This window comes from Prescottella defluvii (genome assembly GCF_000738775.1).
Lineage (GTDB): Bacteria > Actinomycetota > Actinomycetes > Mycobacteriales > Mycobacteriaceae > Prescottella > Prescottella defluvii.
The window spans coordinates 72,666-91,870 of sequence record NZ_JPOC01000024.1; the positions used below are offsets into that span (position 1 = coordinate 72,666).

General features: G+C 69.1%; 22 protein-coding genes. 10 read left to right on the forward strand and 12 right to left on the reverse strand.

Features of this window, described 5'->3' with window-relative positions; translation table 11 throughout:
• Positions 1-168: 168 nt before the first annotated feature.
• The 3 genes from IJ15_RS0109870 (at position 169) to IJ15_RS0109880 (ending at position 2,627) form a co-directional block, all read left to right on the forward strand.
• Complete coding sequence (locus tag IJ15_RS0109870; protein ID WP_031938175.1) at positions 169-1,152, forward strand: DUF368 domain-containing protein; 984 nt, start codon at positions 169-171, stop codon at positions 1,150-1,152.
• Between the two features lie 69 nt (positions 1,153-1,221).
• Positions 1,222-1,962, forward strand: a complete 741-nt coding sequence (locus IJ15_RS0109875; protein ID WP_051918711.1) for a VTT domain-containing protein — start codon at positions 1,222-1,224, stop codon at positions 1,960-1,962.
• Positions 1,963-1,964: 2 nt separating this feature from the next.
• Positions 1,965-2,627 carry a DedA family protein gene (locus IJ15_RS0109880; RefSeq protein ID WP_031938177.1) on the forward strand — a complete coding sequence of 221 codons (663 nt, stop codon included), beginning with the start codon at positions 1,965-1,967 and terminating at the stop codon, positions 2,625-2,627.
• A gap of 34 nt (positions 2,628-2,661) precedes the next feature.
• Here the strand turns inward: IJ15_RS0109880 and IJ15_RS0109885 are convergent, their stop codons facing one another.
• The 4 genes from IJ15_RS0109885 to IJ15_RS0109900 all read right to left on the reverse strand — a co-directional run bounded on the left by IJ15_RS0109885 (position 2,662) and on the right by IJ15_RS0109900 (position 5,977).
• On the reverse strand, positions 2,662-3,783 hold the full coding sequence (locus tag IJ15_RS0109885; protein WP_031938178.1) for a glycoside hydrolase family 76 protein: 1,122 nt from the start codon (positions 3,781-3,783) through the stop codon (positions 2,662-2,664).
• 34 nt (positions 3,784-3,817) lie between these two features.
• Positions 3,818-4,516: a TrmH family RNA methyltransferase gene (locus IJ15_RS0109890; protein WP_051918712.1), complete on the reverse strand. Its 699-nt coding sequence runs from the start codon at positions 4,514-4,516 to the stop codon at positions 3,818-3,820.
• Positions 4,513-5,109 carry a DUF6636 domain-containing protein gene (locus IJ15_RS0109895; RefSeq protein ID WP_081880672.1) on the reverse strand — a complete coding sequence of 199 codons (597 nt, stop codon included), beginning with the start codon at positions 5,107-5,109 and terminating at the stop codon, positions 4,513-4,515. Before IJ15_RS0109895 ends, IJ15_RS0109890 begins: the two co-directional genes overlap by 4 nt.
• Positions 5,110-5,182: 73 nt before the next feature.
• Positions 5,183-5,977, reverse strand: coding sequence for an SDR family oxidoreductase (locus IJ15_RS0109900; protein ID WP_031938181.1), 795 nt, complete (start codon positions 5,975-5,977; stop codon positions 5,183-5,185).
• Between the two features lie 97 nt (positions 5,978-6,074).
• Between IJ15_RS0109900 and IJ15_RS0109905 the strand changes: the two genes are divergently transcribed.
• The gene (locus IJ15_RS0109905) at positions 6,075-6,521 is read left to right on the forward strand and encodes a hypothetical protein (RefSeq protein ID WP_031938182.1); all 447 of its coding nucleotides are present in this window, start codon (positions 6,075-6,077) and stop codon (positions 6,519-6,521) included.
• Here the strand turns inward: IJ15_RS0109905 and IJ15_RS0109910 are convergent.
• Complete coding sequence (locus IJ15_RS0109910) at positions 6,518-7,255, reverse strand: lysoplasmalogenase family protein (RefSeq protein ID WP_031938183.1); 738 nt, start codon at positions 7,253-7,255, stop codon at positions 6,518-6,520. The two genes, IJ15_RS0109905 and IJ15_RS0109910, sit on opposite strands and share 4 nt — an antisense overlap.
• Positions 7,256-7,415: 160 nt before the next feature.
• Here IJ15_RS0109910 and IJ15_RS0109915 point away from each other — a divergent pair, with 160 nt between their 5' ends.
• Positions 7,416-7,862 carry a MarR family winged helix-turn-helix transcriptional regulator gene (locus IJ15_RS0109915; protein WP_031938184.1) on the forward strand — a complete coding sequence of 149 codons (447 nt, stop codon included), beginning with the start codon at positions 7,416-7,418 and terminating at the stop codon, positions 7,860-7,862.
• A gap of 19 nt (positions 7,863-7,881) precedes the next feature.
• Positions 7,882-9,129: an MFS transporter gene (locus IJ15_RS0109920; RefSeq protein WP_031938185.1), complete on the forward strand. Its 1,248-nt coding sequence runs from the start codon at positions 7,882-7,884 to the stop codon at positions 9,127-9,129.
• Between the two features lie 16 nt (positions 9,130-9,145).
• Here IJ15_RS0109920 and galK read toward each other — a convergent pair whose 3' ends face one another.
• A complete protein-coding gene (gene galK, locus IJ15_RS0109925; protein WP_231569482.1) occupies positions 9,146-10,321 on the reverse strand; it encodes a galactokinase in 1,176 nt (391 codons plus the stop codon).
• Positions 10,318-11,433 (reverse strand): galactose-1-phosphate uridylyltransferase, encoded by a 1,116-nt coding sequence (gene galT, locus IJ15_RS0109930; protein WP_081880673.1) that lies wholly within the window; start codon positions 11,431-11,433, stop codon positions 10,318-10,320. The genes galK and galT overlap by 4 nt, the downstream gene beginning before the upstream one ends.
• 153 nt (positions 11,434-11,586) lie before the next feature.
• On the opposite strand from galT, the gene IJ15_RS0109935 reads away from it, so the two are divergent.
• Complete coding sequence (locus tag IJ15_RS0109935; protein WP_031938188.1) at positions 11,587-12,096, forward strand: hypothetical protein; 510 nt, start codon at positions 11,587-11,589, stop codon at positions 12,094-12,096.
• A gap of 100 nt (positions 12,097-12,196) precedes the next feature.
• Here the strand turns inward: IJ15_RS0109935 and pyrE are convergent, their stop codons facing one another.
• The 5 genes from pyrE to IJ15_RS0109960 all read right to left on the reverse strand — a co-directional run bounded on the left by pyrE (position 12,197) and on the right by IJ15_RS0109960 (position 15,528).
• The gene (gene pyrE, locus IJ15_RS0109940; protein WP_031938189.1) at positions 12,197-12,730 is read right to left on the reverse strand and encodes an orotate phosphoribosyltransferase; all 534 of its coding nucleotides are present in this window, start codon (positions 12,728-12,730) and stop codon (positions 12,197-12,199) included.
• 85 nt (positions 12,731-12,815) lie between these two features.
• On the reverse strand, positions 12,816-13,388 hold the full coding sequence (locus IJ15_RS0109945; protein WP_231569483.1) for a LemA family protein: 573 nt from the start codon (positions 13,386-13,388) through the stop codon (positions 12,816-12,818).
• Between the two features lie 70 nt (positions 13,389-13,458).
• Positions 13,459-14,136: a type III secretion system chaperone family protein gene (locus IJ15_RS0109950; RefSeq protein WP_197059793.1), complete on the reverse strand. Its 678-nt coding sequence runs from the start codon at positions 14,134-14,136 to the stop codon at positions 13,459-13,461.
• 53 nt (positions 14,137-14,189) lie between these two features.
• Complete coding sequence (locus IJ15_RS0109955) at positions 14,190-15,062, reverse strand: hypothetical protein (RefSeq protein ID WP_031938192.1); 873 nt, start codon at positions 15,060-15,062, stop codon at positions 14,190-14,192.
• A gap of 46 nt (positions 15,063-15,108) precedes the next feature.
• Positions 15,109-15,528 carry an RNA-binding S4 domain-containing protein gene (locus tag IJ15_RS0109960; protein ID WP_031938193.1) on the reverse strand — a complete coding sequence of 140 codons (420 nt, stop codon included), beginning with the start codon at positions 15,526-15,528 and terminating at the stop codon, positions 15,109-15,111.
• Positions 15,529-15,793: 265 nt separating this feature from the next.
• Between IJ15_RS0109960 and IJ15_RS0109965 the strand changes: the two genes are divergently transcribed.
• The 3 genes from IJ15_RS0109965 (at position 15,794) to IJ15_RS0109975 (ending at position 19,183) form a co-directional block, all read left to right on the forward strand.
• Positions 15,794-17,416, forward strand: a complete 1,623-nt coding sequence (locus IJ15_RS0109965) for a flavin-containing monooxygenase (RefSeq protein WP_031938194.1) — start codon at positions 15,794-15,796, stop codon at positions 17,414-17,416.
• Positions 17,417-17,552: 136 nt separating this feature from the next.
• Positions 17,553-18,503, forward strand: a complete 951-nt coding sequence (locus IJ15_RS0109970; RefSeq protein WP_031938195.1) for an esterase/lipase family protein — start codon at positions 17,553-17,555, stop codon at positions 18,501-18,503.
• 101 nt (positions 18,504-18,604) lie between these two features.
• Positions 18,605-19,183: a DUF1707 SHOCT-like domain-containing protein gene (locus IJ15_RS0109975; protein ID WP_031938196.1), complete on the forward strand. Its 579-nt coding sequence runs from the start codon at positions 18,605-18,607 to the stop codon at positions 19,181-19,183.
• The last annotated feature ends 22 nt before the right edge of the window (positions 19,184-19,205 follow it).

Below are 19,205 nucleotides of genomic sequence, written 5' to 3' on the forward strand. Positions count from 1 at the left end.
CTCCATGTGACGGATTCGGGGGCGCGGCCGGGAAGGGCGCGCCATGTGGTGTCCATGCAGTATTGCAGGTACACACCGCTCGCGCCCTTGCGCCTTCACACCCGAAGGACCTGGTCCGACGGCCCCGCAGACTGCGGGCGCCGTGCCCTGTGTCCGATTTTGGTTAGCATGGCGAGCGTGACGACGGAGGCCCGCCCGGCGGCGACAACCGAGACAGATTCCAGAACTCCCCGACCGACGGCGTCCGAGATCCTCGGCAACGCGGTCCGCGGCGGCCTGATCGGGGCGGCCGAGACCATCCCCGGCGTCTCCGGCGGAACGGTCGCACTGGTCACGGGGATCTACAGCCGCCTGATCACCTCCGCCAAACACCTCACCGACGTACCGCGCGCGGTGGTCACGAGATCGGACTGGCGGGCCAGCGCCCGGCGCGTCGATTGGTGGCTGCTTCTTCCGGTGGCCGTCGGTATGGCGCTCATCGTCTTCTCGATCGCCGGCCTGATGGAGTCGTTCGTCAGTGACCAACCGGTCAACTCCAAGGCACTGTTCATGGGCATGATCGCGATGTCGGTGCTCATTCCGTTCATCGAGATCGAACGCGGCGCTCTGCGTTCCGCGGGTGCCAAGGGCCGGGCGATCGTCGTGTTCACGTTGATGGCTGCGGCCGTCTTCGCGCTGACCTCGCTGCCGCGCAGGGAGTTCACCGATCCGCCGCTTCTCCTCGTCTTCTGCGCGGCCGCGGTCGCGGTGTGTGCCCTCGTGCTGCCGGGCGTCTCGGGTTCGTTCTTCCTTCTGGTGGTCGGCCTCTACGCGCCGACGATGGCCGCCGTCGACGGCCGGGATCTGCCGTACCTGGCGGTGTTCGCGCTCGGTGCCCTGCTCGGTCTGGTGACGTTCGTGCGGGTGCTCGAGTGGCTGCTCGAACACCACCACACCACTGCCATGGTGGCCGCGGCCGGCCTGCTGCTGGGCTCGATGCGCGCCCTGTGGCCGTGGCAGACGGACACCGGGGAACTGCTCGGTGTCGGTGACGGCTGGCCGCTCGCCCTCGTCCTGTTCGTGCTCGGCGCGGCGGTGGTCGGCGTAGTCGCGCTGGTCCAGCGCAAGGCGTATGCCGCCGAGGCACGCACGTCGGTCACCGCATCCGCCTGACCCACGCACGGCGGGAAAGTGCCCGACAGAGAAATCCGCGGATACGTGTCGGTCGACGAGTAGGTAGTCTTGACCGTCGTGACCGATTCCGTCTTGACGACCACGACCAATCTTGCGCTGTTGCCGGGATTTCTCGATCCCGTCAACCTGCTGAACTCGTTCGGCACTTGGATGCTGATCGGCCTGCTGCTGGTCGTCTTCATCGAGTCCGGTCTGCTGTTCCCGCTGCTGCCGGGCGATTCACTCCTGTTCACCGCGGGTCTGATCGCGGCCTCCAAGTCGGCGGACGTGGAACCGTTCGCGCCGCTGTGGGTGCTGATGGTGACCATCCCGATCGCGGCGGTGCTCGGTGACCAGGTGGGCTACCTCATCGGCGCGAAGGGCGGCTCGGCCCTCTTCAAGTCCAACGACGCGAAGATCTTCAAGAAGAGCTACATCGACGAGGCCCACGCGTTCTTCGAGAAGCACGGCCCCGCCACCATCTTCCTGGCTCGTTTCGTACCGATCGTGCGTACCTATGCGCCCCTGGTCGCGGGCGCTTCGAAGATGAAGTACTCCACCTTCATCACGTACAACATCATCGGCGGCATCGTGTGGGGCGCCGGCGTGACGCTGCTCGGTTTCTGGCTCGGGCAGATCCAGTTCATCGCCGACAACATCGACTACATCTTCATCGGCATCGTCCTCGTGTCCGTCCTCCCGATCGTCATCGAGGTCGGCAAGCGGTTCCTCGCCTCGCGTAAGGCCGGCTCCGCCACTGCGCCCGCCGAGCCCGAGCCGGTCAGCACCCCCCACGACCCGACCGTTTGACGATGATCAACGCGGCCGGATCGTTCGGGCCGCTCGAGTCCGCCGGTCCCGCACTGGTGTGGATCGTCGTACTCACCTTCGTCTTCCTCGAATGTGCGCTCCTCATAGGACTGTTCCTGCCGGGTGACTCGATGCTGGTGACCGCCGGCATCGTGCTGGCCACACACGGGTCCGGCGCGCAGCACACGTGGGCGCTGTCGGTCGGCGCGATGGGTGCCGCGATCGCCGGCAACCAGGTGGGCTACATGATCGGCAGACGCAGCGGCCATCATCTCGTCGCCCGGCGCAACGGCAAGTACGTCAACGCGAAGAACCTGCACAAGGTCAACGTCCTGCTCGACCGGCACGGGTTCTGGGCGGTGCTGGTGGCACGGTGGATCCCCTGGGTCCGCACGCTGTGCCCGATGGTCGCCGGGGCGGCGAGCATGGACCACCGCCGCTACACCATCGCCAGCAGCATCGGTGCGGTCATCTGGGCGCCGGTGCTGCTGCTCGTCGGCTTCTACTTCGGTTCGGTGCTCGAACGGGTGCCGTGGCTGCTGCCGGCGGTGCTCGGCACCATGGTGTCCCTGCTGGTGATCGGGACCGTCCTGGGCGTGTGGGGATATCGTCGCGAGATGGCCAGGCGCGCCGAGGACGTCGTCGTCGACGAAGTCGACAACTGATCGCCCGTCGACGAAGTCGACACCTGATCGACCGTCACCGACGTTTCGGAAATCCCGCCGCCGACACCAGGTACGCCGACTCCATCAGCAGCCAGCCGCTGAGCTGCACGGACAGGTCCCGTTCCGCGATCTCGGACGAATCCACCGATCCACCGGAAACGGTCGGCGGTCCCGCCCCCAGCCCGGGCAGCACCGCGGGCCGGCTCCAGTCCTTGCCGAACAGTGGCAGTTCCTCCACCTGCAGCCGGTTCTCCCACGCGGCCTCGGCCGAACCGAGCACGAGTTGCGCCGCGATCCGCCGCGCCCGCGCATCCTCCGGGGCGTTCCCCGGCAGCATCAGTGCCACGAGCGCCAGGTAGCGGGCGAGCAGCCCGTTGAACAGTCCGCCGTCCCCACCGCCGCCACCGCGGATGACACCGCCCTTGGCGAGTCGCTCGTCGATCGCATCGACCAACCGGTGAACCCGCAGCCGGTGTCGGGGCGCGCCCATCCGGACCGCGAGCTCGGTCTCGAGGCTGAGCACCGTGCCCTGGCAGTACGAGTAGATGTTGCGCTCGATTTCGCCGCCGCTGCGGATTCCGTCGAAGATCAGGCCCGTCTCGGGATCGCGGAGCGTGTCGTCGATCCAGTCGGCCATCGCCTGCGCGCGCCACAACCGCCCGCTGCGGGCGAGCATCAATCCGGCCGGGCCGTTCGCGGGGGTGTTGAAGAAGTCCGAGTGCTTGCGCCACGGGATGCCGCCGCCGTCGTCGGGCGACCAGGCGTCGAACAGCTGCGCTTCGAGCGTCGCGAGGGCCTTGCGGTTGTCGACCAGTTGCATCCGCTGGGCACGCTCGAGGGCGAGCCCGAGCCACGCCATGTCGTCGTAGTAACTGTTGGTCCAACCGGAGATGTTCCGGATCCGATGACCGCGAATGAGTCTCGTCAGCCGACGTCGACGGCGCGCGGTGGGATTGCGTTCGGCGGCGTCGACGGTGCAGTTGATGAGGTGCGCCTGCCACCAGTAGTGCCAGTGCACGAACACCCGTTCCCGCCGGTCTGCGGGCCACGCGACGACTGCCAGTGCAGTACCCGGTATCCCCCAGACTCGACGAATGTGCCGAGTGATCACCGCGTTCTCGGCCGCGTCCGCACGAGCGGACCATTCGCGCTGCATGTTTACCGATCTTGCCTCGGCACGGGCACTTCCGCTACCAGGCGCGGCCGAGATTCGCGTGCTGACGGATCCACGTGTGCATCGCGATCCCCGCGGCGACGCCGGCGTTGATGCTGCGGGTGGAGCCGAACTGCGCGATCGACACCGTCATCGACGCCACCGCGTGCCCCTGCTCGGTGACGCCGGGCCCCTCCTGCCCGAACAGCAGCAGGCAGTTTCGCGGCAACTCCACCGTCTCGATCGGGACCGAGCCCGGGGTGTTGTCCACCGCGACGACCGCCAGCCCGTGTTCCCGTGCGAACCCGGCGAGTTCGTCGAGGTCGGCGTGGTGCACCAGATGCTGGTAGCGGTCGGTGACCATGGCGCCGCGCCGGTTCCAGCGGCGACGCCCGACGATGTGCACGGCGGCCGCGGCGAACGCGTTCGCGGTCCGCACGACGGTGCCGATGTTGGCGTCGTGCCCGAAGTTCTCGATCGCGACGTGCAGCGGGTGCCGGCGGCCGTCGATGTCGGCGACGATGGCCTCCCGCGTCCAGTAGCGGTAGGCGTCGACGACGTTGCGGCGGTCCCCTTCGGCCAGCAACTGCGGGTCGTATCGCGGATCGTCGGGCAGCGGGGCGCCGTGTTCCTCGAGCCACGGGCCGACGCCGTACGGATGCTCCCCCCATTCGGTGGGGCCGGGAGCCTCGGCATCGTCGGTCACGGTGGACGGGTTCGTGTCGTCAGTGCTCAAAACGTCTCGTTCGAATCGGGGGCGACGGTGAATCCGTGGCCGGTCTCGTCATTGGCGCAGGTCACCGAGGTCGCCGTGGTCGCGCACGTGTAACCCAACTGGGTGAGTTCGACGCCGGGCGCCAACACCGGATCGGTGCCGGTCCCGGACGTGTAGACCCGGCCACCCGAGCACATGAACGCGCCCCGGCCCGCGTTCTCCACGCGGATCCCGTTGCCCCAGCTGACGACGCAGTCGTCGGGCCGGGGCGGGATCGGGCTCGTCGGCCCCTCACAGCCCGCCTCGGTGCGGCTCGGCAACCGCACGATGCCGCAGTTGAAGGTGCCGTCGGGCGAGGTGAAGAAGTACGACTCGTTGCGCTGGAACTGCACGTCGGTGAGCGTCGTGGTGACCGGTGCGATGGTGGTCGTGGTCGTCGTGGTGACCGGGACGGTCGTGGTGGTCGGCGCCGACGGGGGTGTCGTCGTGGTCGGCGCCGCGACGGTGCTCGTCGGCGCGGCGTCCGCGGGAGCGTCCGGCGATCCGCCGCATCCGGTCAGGGTCAGTGCCGCAGCGGCACAGGCGCCCACACCCAGCAGCGTTACCCGACGCACAGCAGCGACTCCTGACCAATTCCCGACCGATCGACCGACATCGAACTCTAGTCGCCCACCCTCGACACGATTTTCAGGCGCGACTGAGCAGCATGTTCGACCAGCGTGCCATCCACGCGGGCGTGAACCGGCCGGCCACGGCCAGCACCCGCGCCTGCCGACCTACTGGATGGTGCACCTTCGGCAGCCGACGGGACCGGCCCTGCGTCACCGCCACGATCGTGTCCGCGACATCGTCGGCGGTGAGCCGGATCCCGAGCGAACGGGTACTCCCCGTGGACATCCCCCGCACCATCCCGGTCCGCACGAACAGCGGCCACACATCGACGACGCGGATGTCGTGGGACCGCCACTCGAGTTCCAGCGCCTCCGTGAGACCGCGCACCGCGAACTTGGTGGCCGAGTACGTGGCCAGTTCGGGCTGGCCGTAGATGGCGGACGCGGACGCGAGATTGACGACCTGCGCGCCCGGCGTCTCCTTCAGGTACGGGAACGCGGCGAGCAGCCCGTTGATCGTGCCGCCGACGTTGATGTCGAGCATCCGGCGATGCGCCCCGGCCGGGATGTCCTCGAAGTGCCCCGACGACAGCACCCCGGCATTGTTGACCAGGACGTCGAGGCGGCCGCACGCGGACGTGAACTCCGCCAGGCGGGTGTTCCAGTCGTCGGGGGCGGTGACGTCGAGGACGCCGACCTGCACCCGTCCGCCACGGGCCACGATCTCCGCCCGCAGCACCTCGAGACCGTCCTCGTCGATGTCGCAGGCGCCGACGACGTAACCGGCGTCGGCGAACTTCAGGGCCGTCGCGCGGCCGATTCCCGCGGCCGCACCGGTGATGAACACGGTGCGTGGTGATGTGGGAGTCATCCCGACAGGCTAGGCGCTGGATGGATAGGCTGGAGGCGATCGGAGAGTTGCGTTCGCGCGGTCGACGGCCGGTGTCGGCGCCCGGACGCGGAAGGCCATGAACCACCCACGCATTGTCCGCACAGTCTGCTTCATCAGCGTCAGCTACGTCATCGTCCTGTCGATCTGGCTGGGATGGCTGATCGACCACACCGCTCCCGGGACCGTTCCGTACCAGGTCGGCGGGCTCCTCGCGGCCTACGGCTCGGCACTCGGGTTGGGCATGATGTGGGCCGACCGCCCCACCCGCTCCGAGCGCCGACTCGCCCGGCACGGGATCGAGGGCTGGGCGAGGATCGAGCACGCCCAGCCCCTCCGGCGCACCGTCGACAACGGCGAGCTCACCGAACTCGATCTGGCGCTGACGGTGCCCGGGTCGGAGTCGTACACCGGCAAGGTCGTCTACGAAGTGCTTCCGGAGAACCGGGGCCGGTTCGTGGAGGGCGAGACGATCTCGATCCGCGTCGACCCCCGAAACCGGGACCGGATCATGATCTGCCCCTAACCGATTCGCGCCTTCGCGCGACGGCCGAGCTCGATCATCCCCTCGACGAGCAGCAGTTGCGCCGCGGCATACGACGCCAGGATGGCGCCCTCCGCGACGGACCGCGGCTTCTCGCCGCGCAGGAACAGCTTGCGCACCACGATCAGGCCGTCGGAGCCGGTGAACAGCAGCCCGCCGAGCCCGAGCCAGCTGCGCCGATCGCGGCGATTCGGCACCGGCAGCCCCGCGACGTCGGAGGCGCCGGGCGCGAGCGCCGGATCCGCGGCGAGTGTCGCGGTGGTGCCGAGGAGGAATCCGTAGCAGGTGAGCGTCTTCGCCACCGCCGGAGCCTTGGCGTGCAGCAGTCCCGACGCCCCGGCCCACGCCCCGAGCCGCGGTAGGGCGGCAGCGCGGCGCGGCCGGGCGCCGCGGCGGAGCAGCAGCGACGAGTAGCTGGTCTGCATCACCCCGAAGGAGGTCGCACCGCGGCGCAGGCGGGCATCGACGTCGGGGTCGATCATGAACACGTCACCGACGGTGGCCGCGGCGAGCCCGGCGACCAGCAGCGCAGTGTCGGCGGTGTCCAGGTCGTCGCGCCGACGCAGCACCCGCGTCGCGAGAGCCGGGGCCATCAGCGGCTTGGCGACCTGCTGGATGCGTTCACTCCCGGTCACCGCGCCGTACACCGTGGCCGCGGTGGCGCCCACGAACACCGCATGCTCGATGCCCCACTTCTTGCCGCTCGCGAATGCCATGCCCACTCCCTCGTGTCCGATTCGGCACGACCGTACCGCCGCGGACCGCCCGGGTGCGCGTATTGCGCACTTGGCGCGCCCCGGACCGGCCGGTTCGCCGCGGCAAGTGCGCAGAACGCGGAGGGTTTACATAGATAGTTAGCTTATGTAATCTTCTCGAGTGAGTTCGCCCGATCCCCAACTTCGTGACCTGCTCGTCGATCTCGTCAGCAACGCACACCGCTTCACCCGCCTCGCGTCGGCTCTCGCGACCGACGACCATCCCCGGCCGTGGATGCGGGCCCTGTCCCTGCTCGAGGAACAGGGCGCGGTGCGGGTGAGCACTTTCGCCCGCCTCGACCGCTGCTCCCAACCGTCCGCAACGGCACTGCTCAAGCGGCTCGGCGAACAGGGACTGGTCTCCCGGGAATCCGACCCGGAAGACAGTCGCGCCGTGCTCGTCGGCATCACCGACGACGGCAGGCGTTGGCTCACCGAGGCCCGCCGGGCCGTCGCCGCCGACCTGGCACCGCACTTCGCGCACCTCGACGCGGCGCAGTTGCAGCGACTGGCCGAGGGGCTCGGCGAACTCAGAGCGATCATCCGGACCGCCGCCACCGACAACTGACATCACCGAGGAGGGATACGTGAGCACCACGACCGAACCGGCTGCGAACGCCGAGCCGAGCATCCTGAAGCAACCGAAAGCGGTGTGGGCCGTGGCCTTCGCCAGCGTCATCGCCTTCATGGGCATCGGCCTCGTCGACCCCATCCTCAAGCCCATCGGAGAACAGCTCGACGCGACCCCGTCGCAGGTGTCGCTGCTGTTCACCAGCTACATGCTGGTCACGGGCGTCGCGATGCTGTTCACCGGCGCGATCTCGAGCCGCATCGGAGCCAAGAAGACCCTGATGTGGGGTCTGGCGATCATCGTGGTGTTCTCCGCCGCCGCGGGCCTGTCCGACACCATCGGGCAGATCGTCGGCTTCCGCGCCGGCTGGGGCCTGGGCAATGCACTGTTCATCGCGACCGCGCTGGCCGCGATCGTCGGCGCCGCCAGCGGCGGAGTCGCGCGGGCGATCATCCTCTACGAGGCAGCGCTCGGCATCGGCATCGCCGTCGGCCCGCTCGTGGGCGGTGTGCTGGGCGACATCAGTTGGCGCGCACCGTTCTTCGGTGTGGCGACGCTCATGGCGGTCGCCTTCATCCTCATCATGGTGATGCTGCCCAAGGCGCCGAAGCCGACGCACCGGACGTCACTCGCCGCACCGTTCCTCGCGCTGCGCCACCGTGGACTACTGACGGTCGCGATCACCGCACTGCTCTACAACTACGGGTTCTTCACGCTGCTCGCCTACACCCCGTTCCCGCTCGACATGGGCGCGTACTCGATCGGTTTCATCTTCTTCGGCTGGGGCGTGGCACTGGCGATCGCATCGGTGTTCCTGGCGCCGCGCCTGCAGCGCCGCTTCGGGACGCTGCCGGTGATGATGGCCGCACTCACCCTGTTCGCACTCGACCTCGCCGCGATGGGCCTGTTCACCGACTCGAAGCCGGCACTCATCGTGTGTGTCGTCCTGGCCGGGCTGTTCCTGGGCGTCAACAACACCCTCATCACCGAGACCGTCATGATCTCGGCGCCCGTCGAACGTTCGACGGCGTCGGCCGCATACAGCTTCGTCCGCTTCGTCGGCGGCGCCGCGGCACCGTACGTCGCCGGCAAACTCGGCGAACACAACGTCCACGCGCCGTTCTGGCTCGGCGCAGGATTGACCGTTGCCGCGATCCTGGTGCTCGCCACCGGACGAAAGGTGTTGGCACACGTGGACGATCACGACCCGGAGCCGCACAGTGTCGAGGAGGCGATCGCCGTCACCGCAGGCGACGCCGACTGAGCGTCGCCGGCGGGGGTCAGGTGAGGCGGCGGGCGGGGGCCGACGCGGCGACGACGGCGAAGGCCGGTTCGGGCAGGCCCTTTTCCGCGGCGCGACGACGGGTGGTCTCGACCGCGTCGTCGACCTGGCCCGTCGGAATCAGCGCGATCGCCGATCCGCCGAACCCGCCGCCGGTCATCCGCGCACCCAACGCCCCGGCGATCATGGCGGATTCGACGGCGTTGTCCAGTTCGGCACACGACACCTCGAAGTCCCGGGCCAGCGACATGTGCGACGCGTAGAGCAGCCGTCCGAACTCGGCGAAGTCCCCGGACTCCAACGCCCGCACCGCGACTCGAACACGTGCGATCTCGCCGATCACATGCCACGCCCGGCGCCGCAGCACGTCGTCCTTGATCCCCTGCACCGCGTCCATGCCGTCACGGCCGCGGTCGGCGAGGTCGCGCAGCGGTGCCCCGAGTCGGCGCGCCGCGCGTTCGACCGCGTCCCGGCGTTTCGCGTACTGCCCGTCGACAAGTCGATGCGGAGCGCGGGTGTCGATCACCAACAGTGACAGCCCCTCGGGCGCGAACGGCACGTGCGACACCGCACCGGACGCCGAATCCAGCAACAGCGCATGGCCTTCCGTGGCCCGTAGCGACGCCGCCTGATCCATCCCACCCGTCGGCGCGAGCGCGATGTCGTTCTCGGCGCGCACGCACACCGCGGCCAGGTCCACCCGGTCCGCGTCGGGTGCCAACGCGAGCGCCAGCGAGCATTCCAGCGCCGCCGAACTCGACAGCCCCGCCCCTATCGGCACCGTGGATACGAACACGGCGTCCAGGCCGTCGAAATCGTCTGCGAGCAGACCTTTCTCACGCAGCGCCCAGACCACTCCGGCCGGGTAGGCGGCCCATCCGGCCGGCCGGCCGGGGCCGATGTCGCCGAGTCGCCCCTCCCAGGCGGGGCCGTCGGTGGAGCGCAGGCGGATCAGCCCGTCCACTCCTGGCGCCACGGCGGCGACCGTGTTGTGCGGCAGCGCAATCGGAAGACACAGTCCCCCCGCGTAGTCGACGTGCTCGCCGATCAGATTCACCCGCCCCGGTGCCGCCCAGACGCCGTCCGGTTCCGCCCCGAGCTCGGCCCGGAAGAACTCCGCGGCCGCTGCGGCCAGCGCATCGTCGGACTCCGCGCGGAACCACACGGCACTCACGGCGCGACCTCCCGGAATCGTGCCGCGATCCGCTCGGGGGTGGTGTCGCTGATCCACGCACCCATCCCCGACTCGGAGCCGGCGAGAAACTTCATCCGGTGCGGCGAACGCATCAACGAGAAGACCTGCAGGTACAGCCTTCCCAGTTCGCGGCCTTCGCCGACCGGCGCCTGGTGCCACCCCGCGATGTACGGCAACCGGTCGACACCGTCGAAGAACCGGTCGAGACGACCGAGCAGATCGAGATACAGGTGCGAGAGTTCGTCGAGTTCGGCGTCGTCGAGTTCGGTGAGGTCCGCGACGTCCCGATGCGGCGCGACATGCAGTTCCACCGGCCAGCGCGCGGCGACCGGCACGTACGCCGTCCAGTGCTCGCCCTCGACGACCACCCGGGCGCCGGCGCGCCGCTCGGCATCGAGGACGTCGCGCAGCAGCGAACGCCCCGTACGGTGTCGGTGCCGCTCGGCCTGCCGGAGCAGCGCGGCGGCCCGGGGCGGCAGCGTCGGATAGGCGTAGATCTGGCCGTGCGGGTGCGCCAACGTCACCCCGATCTCCTCGCCCCGGTTCTCGAAGCAGTACACCTGCGCGATACCCGGCAGCGCCGACAGCTCCCGCGTCCGGTCCCGGAGCGCCTCGAGAACCGTCCGCACCCGCGCCGGCGACAGCTGGGCGAAGCTGCGGTCGTGGTCGCTGGTGAAGCACACCACCTCGCACCGGCCGTCGGCCGGTCGCTGCGGCCAGAGCGACTGTCCGTCAACGGTGTCGGAGTCGATCACCGCTCCGCGCGCCAGGGACGGGAAACGGTTCTCGAACACCGCGACGTCGTAGCCGTCGGCCGGAATCTCGGTCGCCGCACGCCCCGGCCGGGAAGGGCACAGCGGACATTCGTCGGTCGACGGCAGGAACGTGCGGTCCATCCGGTGCGCCGCGAACGTCACCCACTCCCCCGTCAAGACGTCGAAGCGCATCGCCGACAGCGCAGTGACCGGCGCCAGATCGCGACCGTCGTGCAGTTCACGGGTCGCGGCCCCACCGACGTACGGCTCGGTGTCGTCGAAGTAGATCAACTCGCGCCCGTCGGACAGATGTGTCCGCGTCTTCCGGATCGGCATCGGAACACGATATGCGACCGTCCCACTCCCCTCGCCGACCACCCGGTTTGGTATCGCCGCGCCTCCTGTGTGAGCATGCTCGAGGCCGTTACTCCGTCACCGGAGCCACGACGGCCGGGGGAACGAAACACATCGAACCAACGGGGGATTCACATGAAGCTTCGTAGCTTTGCCGTGCGCGCATTCGCCGCCGCGGCCGTCGCGACCGCTGCCGTCACCGGCGTCGCAGGAACCGCAAGTGCAGCACCGGCGCCCGCGCCGCTCGTGCACATGACGTTCAACGGGCCGACCCTGCCCGTGCTCGGACAGAACGACTTCTGCAACGGCCTCATCGACACCGCAGTCGAGACCGATCCGGCACGCCGGGGCCTCGCGACCATCGCGTTGACGCCGCGCGGCATGAACGGCAGCGGACCGGGCTGGGCCCAGAACCCGGTCTGCAAGGTGAAGGTCGTCGTGGCGTGGAACCTCGGAATCTACGCCGGACAGATCAAGGAGATCGAACTGTCGGCGCGCGAGGGCCAGACCGTCCGGACCGAGATCAATCCGGGCTCCGGTCTCGCAACCGTGTCGATGCAGGTGAGCGCGATCAGCCCGTGGCTCAACGAACTGCGACCGCAGGCGGGTCTCGGACGGGTCCAAGCCTTCGTCCTGGTCCCCTGACCCACCCGGACACACCCGTGAACAGCTGAAGGGACCCTTCGTACGCTCGTAGCGCACGAAGGGTCCCTTCAGCTTCAGGACCGGCTCCGGACCGACGGACCTAGCTCAGACCCAGATCGTCGAGGCCCAGAAGTGAGCGGTATTCGAGGCCCTCGGCGGCGATGATCGCGTCGGCGCCGGTGGCGCGGTCGACGACGGTGGCAACGCCCACGACGATGGCGCCCGCGTCACGTAGTGCCTTGACGGCGGTGAGCGGCGAGTTGCCGGTGGTGGTGGTGTCCTCGACGACGAGGACGCGCTTGCCGACGACGTCGGGGCCTTCGATCTGGCGCTGCATGCCGTGCGCCTTGGCGGCCTTGCGGACGACGAAGGCGTCGATCGGGCGTCCCTCGGCGTGCATGACGGCCATCGCGACGGGGTCGGCGCCCATCGTGAGGCCGCCGACGGACGCGAAGTCCCAGTCGGCGACCAGTTCCCGCAGCAGCTTGCCGATCAGTGGGCCGGCGCGGTGGTGCAGCGTTGCGCGGCGCAGGTCCACGTAGTAGTCGGCTTCCTTGCCGGAGGACAAGGTCACCTTTCCGTGTACCACCGCCAGCTCGCGCACCAGCGCAGCGAGCTCGTCGCGATCCGTCATCGGTCGCTCCCATCACCGTTCGAAGTCAGACATATTTCGTCGGGTCGAGCCTAGCGAGGGCGCCGGGTCGCAGCGCCTGCGCCCCTCAGGCCGCGACGTCGGCGGCGTGGTCGTCGGCGGTAGCGGTGTCGGTCGCCGCGGCTGTCGGTACTTCGAGGATCGTCGCCTCGAACGGTTGTGCCGCCACGATCCCGATGCGGCGCGCGATGGGGCCGGTCGGGAAGGTCGTGAGTGCGTTGTCGAGGCGTCCGACCATGTCGTTGTAGACCTGGATCGCGCCGGCGAGTCGTGCCTCGGTCTGGTCGATCTCGTGGGCGGGTCGGGTGAACGCCCAGTCGTTGCGCAGCGCCGGGTAGCTGTTGGCGGTGGTGAGCAGGGATTGCAGCGCCTCGGACAGTGCGTTCTCGGCGCCGGCCTGGCGGCGCGGGTCCAGGTTTTCCTCGCGGATTCGCATGGCGAGGGTGCGGGCCCCTGACACGGTGTTCACGAGTTCCCGGCCCACCGTCTCCGCGGCGGCCAGGATCACGCCGGGGATGTACTCGTGCCGGCGATCGAGCTCGACGTGGACCAACCCGAGGGCCGCCCGCACGCTGGCGTCGGTCCGGCGGAGCTGCTTGACGGCGACAATCACCCAGACGGCAGCGCTCGCTACAACCAAGAAAAGGACAAGTACGACACCCGACACGACAACCACAGGAGCGAAATCTACTGGGACGGCGCGGTAGCCGCTATTCGACGTGCTCGGGCGCCACGGGGCGACCCGGGTCGTGCGCGGCGATCTCCGTGGCGGGCGGTTCGGCGGCGGGCGGGAGCACCCGGAGCATTCCCGACAGCCGGGCCACGGCCTCGATCGCCGCGTCCCAGTCCCGGCCGGAGCTGCCGACCGGCAACGAACCCAACGTCCACTGGCCCTCGCTCCACAGCATCTGCAGCTGCGGCGGCACCGTCTCGGTGAACGCGACCATGCGCTGGTCGCACACCCGGCGGGCGATCTCGAGGTCGGTCGCGAACACCACGCGCGGACCGATCGCCCCCAGCAGGTTGAGGTCGGTGTCGCGCGGCGGGGGTGTCGACTTCAGGCGCAGGTCGATGTCGACGTCCGAGCCCACCTCACGGTGAACCGCGACGATCGTCGCGGTTTCCTCGAGATCGAAGAGCACGAACTGCTCGCCCCGTCGGATACCCCGCACGACGTCGACCGCGCCGAGGTACTCCTGCTTCGCGAGGGCCGCACGATGCCATTCCGACGGCAGGTGCTCGTCGGAGGAGTTGTACGTGTATCCCTGCGCCTTCGCCCAGATCTGCCGGACCCGACCCGTCTGGTCGCGTCGCGAGCGATCGACATAGAGCAGTACGACAGCGCCCACGAGCGCTATCACTGCCAATCCGAACCACATAGCCGTCATCGGGAGTCAGCCTAGCCACTCCGGCGCCTGATCCGGGCATCCGGTGCCGCGCGTCAGTTACCGAAGTCGGGAAGTGTCGTGCCGATGATCAACTTCGCGGTGACGGCGCCGCCCTCGACCTTGTCACCCTGCACCAGGACCGATTCGCCGGGCTTCAGATCGGCGACGGTGCGCGCGGTGAGGGAGATCAGCGTGGTGTCGTCGGTGGTGAGCACGGTGATCGTGGATCCGCCGATCGCGTTCAGGGTGAGGGTGCCGCCGTCGTTGGTGGTGATCGTTCCCATCGCGGTTCCCGCCTTGCCGATCAGTTCGCCGACACCGCCGGGAATGCTCTCGAGCGGCGACGTCGTGTCGGGCGCCGACGTGGGCGGCAGGGTGTTGCGTGGCTGTCCGGGCATCGTCGGCGGGGCCGTGCGGGTCGACGGGGCCGCAGCCGTCGTCGAGTTGTCGGGGCCACCGCTGTTCAACAGGAAGCCGATGCCCAGGCCGAGGGCCAACAGCACCGCACCGGCCCCGACGGCCGCCCACAGCCCCACCCTGCGGCCAGGTTTGTGCTCGGGCGTGTTCTCGATGGACGGCACCTCACCCGTCGGCGGCGGACCGGGCGGCGGGTACCCACCCTGTCCGTAGTACGTCGGGTACGACTGCGTCGGATTCGACGGCGGGGCCTGCGGATCCAGTCGGGGGTCGTACGTGGGATACGCCTGGGTCGCGTTCGGCGGCGGCGAACCGTACGCCTGGTAGGGGTCGGCCGTGTAGTACTGCTCGGTGGGCTGGTCCGGGGCCATCGGCGGGATCTGCTGGGTGCTGTCGTCGCCGGGACGAGCCCACTGGACGGTCTCGTCCGCCGGCCGAGCCTGTTCGGCAGGGTCGTACGCGCGTTCCTGCGGGGTGCGGGGATCGCGCGGATCCTCGGGGTTCGTCATGATGCGGACCTGCTCTCTTCCGTGCCGCCGGGATCGGGCCGACAGTTCAGGGTAGGGCGGGATCCTGAGACCCGTCTGAACCGGCGATGCCTCGGAACTTCTCCATGTCGCGGCGCTCACGTTTGGTGGGTCGGCCCGCGCCGCGGTCGCGCCGTGGAATCGACGCGAGCAACTCGGGGGCGGGCGGGGGCGGGCTGTTGTCCTGCATGCATTCGGCGGCCACCGGTGGTCCGACCCGCTTGGTGATGGGCCGCACCACGACGACGATCCGTTCCACACCGGATACCCGCACACGCACCTCGTCGCCGGGCTTGACCTGTACGGACGCCTTCGCGGGGGTGCCGTTGACCCGGACGTGACCGGACCGGCACGCGGTGGCTGCCTGGGACCGGGTCTTGAACAGGCGCACCGCCCAGGTCCAACTGTCCACGCGGGCGCTCGTCGCGTCGGGGGTAGGGGTAGGCACGACGCCAGGCTACCGAGGCGCGGCACCACCCCGTTTCCTCCCTCCTGGTGGGAACCTTCTCCGCCATCCCTTCGGCGGCATCACCCCTGCAAGACGACGGTTTCCCAGGGTTGCTCGGGTTCCGATTCCGCCCTAACGACCCGCTGGGCGGGAAGGTCCACTGCCACGGCCCGGACCCCGCCATAGCGTGGTTTCGACGAAAGAACCGCGAGGTCCGGTCCGAGATGTCGGATGCAGGCACCCCGCGCTCAGGAGAGGACTTTCAATGAACGGACAGGGTTCGACGTCCGACGCCGCCTCGTACGACGCGGTGGTGGTCGGCGCGGGTATCGCCGGCATCTACGCGGTGCACCGGCTCCGCGAGCAGGGCTTGACCGTGCGCGCCTTCGAGGCCGGCAGCGGCGTGGGCGGGGTGTGGTTCTGGAACCGCTATCCCGGTGCGCGCTGCGACGTCGAGTCCGTCGACTACTCGTACTCCTTCTCCCCCGAACTCGAACAGGAATGGGACTGGAGCGAGAAGTACGCGACCCAGCCCGAGATCCTCGCCTACCTCGAGCACGTCGTCGACCGCTTCGACATCCGCCGCCACATCCAGTTCGACACCCGGGTCACCTCCGCAGTGCTCGACGAGGACACCCTGCGGTGGACGGTGAGCACCGACCGCGGCGACGTGGTGTCCGCGCGCTTCTTCGTCGTCGCCGCGGGCCCTCTGTCGAACGCGAACACCCCGGCCTTCGACGGCCTGGACACCTTCACCGGCGACATCTTCCACACGGCGCACTGGCCGCACGAGGGCGTCGACTTCACTGGCAGGCGCGTCGGCGTGATCGGCACCGGCTCGTCGGGCATCCAGTCGATCCCGTTCATCGCCGAGCAGGCCGACGAGTTGTTCGTCTTCCAGCGGTCCGCGAACTACTCGGTGCCCGCGGGCAACGCGTCGCTCGACGACGCCACCCGGGCCGCGCAGAAGGCCGGCTACGCGGAACGACGACGGCTGTCCTGGGAGTCCGGCGGCGGCTCCCCGCACCGCGCGCACCCCGACAGTGCCCTCGCGGTGTCCGAGGACGAGCGGCGCTCCGCCTACGAGGAGCGCTGGCAGCTCGGCGGGGTCCTGTTCTCCAAGACCTTCCCCGATCAGCTCACCGACCTCGCCGCCAACGACACCGCCCGCGCGTTCTGGGAGGGCAAGGTCCGCGCCGTCATCGACGACCCGGCGATCGCCGAGTTGCTCATCCCCGACGATCACGCGATCGGCGCCAAGCGCATCGTCACCGACAGCGGCTACTACGAGACCTACAACCGCGACAATGTCGAACTCGTGAACCTCAAGGCCACCCCGATCGTCGGCATGGACGCCACCGGTATCGCCACCACCGCCGCCCACTACGACCTCGACGCGATCGTGCTCGCCACCGGGTTCGACGCCATGACCGGTTCCCTCGACAAGCTCGAGATCGTGGGCCGCGGCGGGCAGTCCTTGAAGGACAAGTGGGCCGCGGGCCCCGAGACCTACCTCGGGCTCGGCATCGACGGGTTCCCGAACTTCTTCAATCTCACCGGGCCGGGCAGCCCGTCGGTGCTCGCGAACATGGTGCTGCACTCCGAACTGCACGTCGACTGGGTCGCCGACGCCATCGCCTACCTCGATGCCCGCGGCGCCGCCGCCATCGAAGGCACTCCGGAGGCGGTGGCCGACTGGGGCGAGGAATGCCGTACCCGCGCCGACGCCTCCCTGCTGAACACCGCGAACTCCTGGTACCTCGGCGCCAACATCCCCGGCCGACCGCGGGTGTTCATGGCCTTCCTCGGTGGCCTCGCCGTCTACCGGCGGATCATCGCCGAGGTTGCAGAGTCCGGCTACAAGGGCTTCACGATCCTGGAGGGGTGAGTCGCACTGCCCCGACGCGTCGGCCCCGTCACCTCGTCGAAGGTGCCGGGGCCGACGCATTTCACGTTACCGGCGGTACCGCCCGTGTTAGGTTCCTCGAGCGGTCGGGGCAATGTATCGAACGAGGGGGCACGAAGTGCGAAAGTTGTTCGCGGGACTGGCAATAGCGGTAACCGGAGCGTTCCTGATCGGCACGGGCGGAGTCGCGTCCGCGGCGCCCGCTCCCCCGCTGCCGGTACCGGACGGATTCTTCTCCGGAATCCCACCGGAGCTGATCAACCCTGCGGGCTCGCTTCCCGGTTCGAACGACTTCTCGTGCAGGCCGACGGCCGAGCATCCCGAACCGGTGATCCTGGTGCACGGCACCGGCGGTGGCCAGCAGACCAATTGGGGCAAGTACGCGCCACTGCTCGCGAACGAGGGCTACTGCGTGTTCGCCCTGACCTACGGCGGGGTTCCCGGGATGCCGTGGCCGGTGAGCGCGATCGGCGGGATGCTCCCGATGGAGCAGAGCGCGCGACAGTTCGGCGCGTTCGTCGACCGGGTGCTGGCCGCGACCGGCGCGTCCAAGGTCAATCTCGTCGGGCACTCGCAGGGCACACTGATGCCGAGCTACTACCTCAAGTTCCTCGGCGGCGCCGACAAGGTCGACAAGTACGTCTCGCTGGCGCCGCTGTGGAAGGGCATCGACGCCCTCGGCGTCTCGCAGCTGGCTCCGACCGTCAAACGCATGGGACTGCAGGACGTTCAGGCGCAGACGGTCGAGAAACTGTGCGGGGCGTGCTTCCAGATGGCGGCCGGCACCGACTTCATGAACAAGATGAACGAGGGCGGACCGTACGTGCCGCAGGTGACGTACACCAACATCATGACCCGCTACGACGAGGCCGTCGTGCCTTACACGGCGGGCTACGTGGAGGCCCCGAACGCCACCAACATCGTCGTGCAGGACGGCTGCTCGCTCGACTACGCCGAGCACGCGGGCATCGCGGCCGACCCGATCGCCGCGACGCACGTCCTCAACGCGCTCGACCCGGCGAATCCTCGGCCGGTGCCCTGCTTCTTCGTCCCGCCGTTCACGGGCTGACGAGGCCTGCACGTCGACCGGGTCGTCGAATCCGAGGCTGTGCGTGACCGGCGGCTACCATCGACCCCACATGATTCGGGTCCGACTGGGAGGTGACGGCGGTGACCGGCACATCCGGCGACGGTGCTCTGCGACTGAGTGACCACGAGCGCCTGCACGCACTGAATGCGATCGGCGAGCACTACGCGGCAGGACGATTGGACGTCGACGAGTTCTACGAGCGCACCGGCAGCGTCGCGGCCGCCCGGACGCTCGACGGCGTGCAGCAATCGTTCCGAGATCTGCCCGGCGGTGTACCACTGCGCGCGGACGGCGGCGCAATCGTCAAGGTGCCGTTCACCGTCAGCGGTACGGCCGACGCCGCCGTGCCGGCACCGCAGCCGAGCACGGAGACCGAGCTCGCGTCACTGCTGCGGCGCGGCAAGTGGATCGAATCGCTCGACTGGCTCGTACTGGGCCTCACCCTGGTGGCGTTCCTGATCCTGAACAACGTCTTCGACTGGGACTACGCGTGGGTGGTGTGGCCGAGCCTGATCGTCACACTCGGCCTACCGCGGATGATCCTAGGGTTCAGCGACTCGGACGAGGAACTCTACGACGAACTCAAGGAGTCCGAGGGCGAGGCACGCAAGAAGCGGTTGCGCGAGGCCGCGGAGCGAATCAAGGAACTCGAGACCTGACGGCCCGTGGCGCCTCGCCGGT

Coding starts and splice junctions, on each gene's coding strand:
- IJ15_RS0109950 (WP_197059793.1), bottom strand. CDS start 14,136: ATGACGGCTATGTGGTTCGGATTGGCAGTGATAGCGCTCGTGGGCGCT.
- IJ15_RS0109905 (WP_031938182.1), top strand. CDS start 6,075: ATGAACCACCCACGCATTGTCCGCACAGTCTGCTTCATCAGCGTCAGC.
- IJ15_RS0109870 (WP_031938175.1), top strand. CDS start 169: ATGGCGAGCGTGACGACGGAGGCCCGCCCGGCGGCGACAACCGAGACA.
- IJ15_RS0109900 (WP_031938181.1), bottom strand. CDS start 5,977: ATGACTCCCACATCACCACGCACCGTGTTCATCACCGGTGCGGCCGCG.
- IJ15_RS0109880 (WP_031938177.1), top strand. CDS start 1,965: ATGATCAACGCGGCCGGATCGTTCGGGCCGCTCGAGTCCGCCGGTCCC.
- IJ15_RS0109935 (WP_031938188.1), top strand. CDS start 11,587: ATGAAGCTTCGTAGCTTTGCCGTGCGCGCATTCGCCGCCGCGGCCGTC.
- IJ15_RS0109955 (WP_031938192.1), bottom strand. CDS start 15,062: ATGACGAACCCCGAGGATCCGCGCGATCCCCGCACCCCGCAGGAACGC.
- galT (WP_081880673.1), bottom strand. CDS start 11,433: ATGCCGATCCGGAAGACGCGGACACATCTGTCCGACGGGCGCGAGTTG.
- IJ15_RS0109910 (WP_031938183.1), bottom strand. CDS start 7,255: ATGGCATTCGCGAGCGGCAAGAAGTGGGGCATCGAGCATGCGGTGTTC.
- IJ15_RS0109885 (WP_031938178.1), bottom strand. CDS start 3,783: ATGCAGCGCGAATGGTCCGCTCGTGCGGACGCGGCCGAGAACGCGGTG.
- IJ15_RS0109965 (WP_031938194.1), top strand. CDS start 15,794: ATGAACGGACAGGGTTCGACGTCCGACGCCGCCTCGTACGACGCGGTG.
- pyrE (WP_031938189.1), bottom strand. CDS start 12,730: ATGACGGATCGCGACGAGCTCGCTGCGCTGGTGCGCGAGCTGGCGGTG.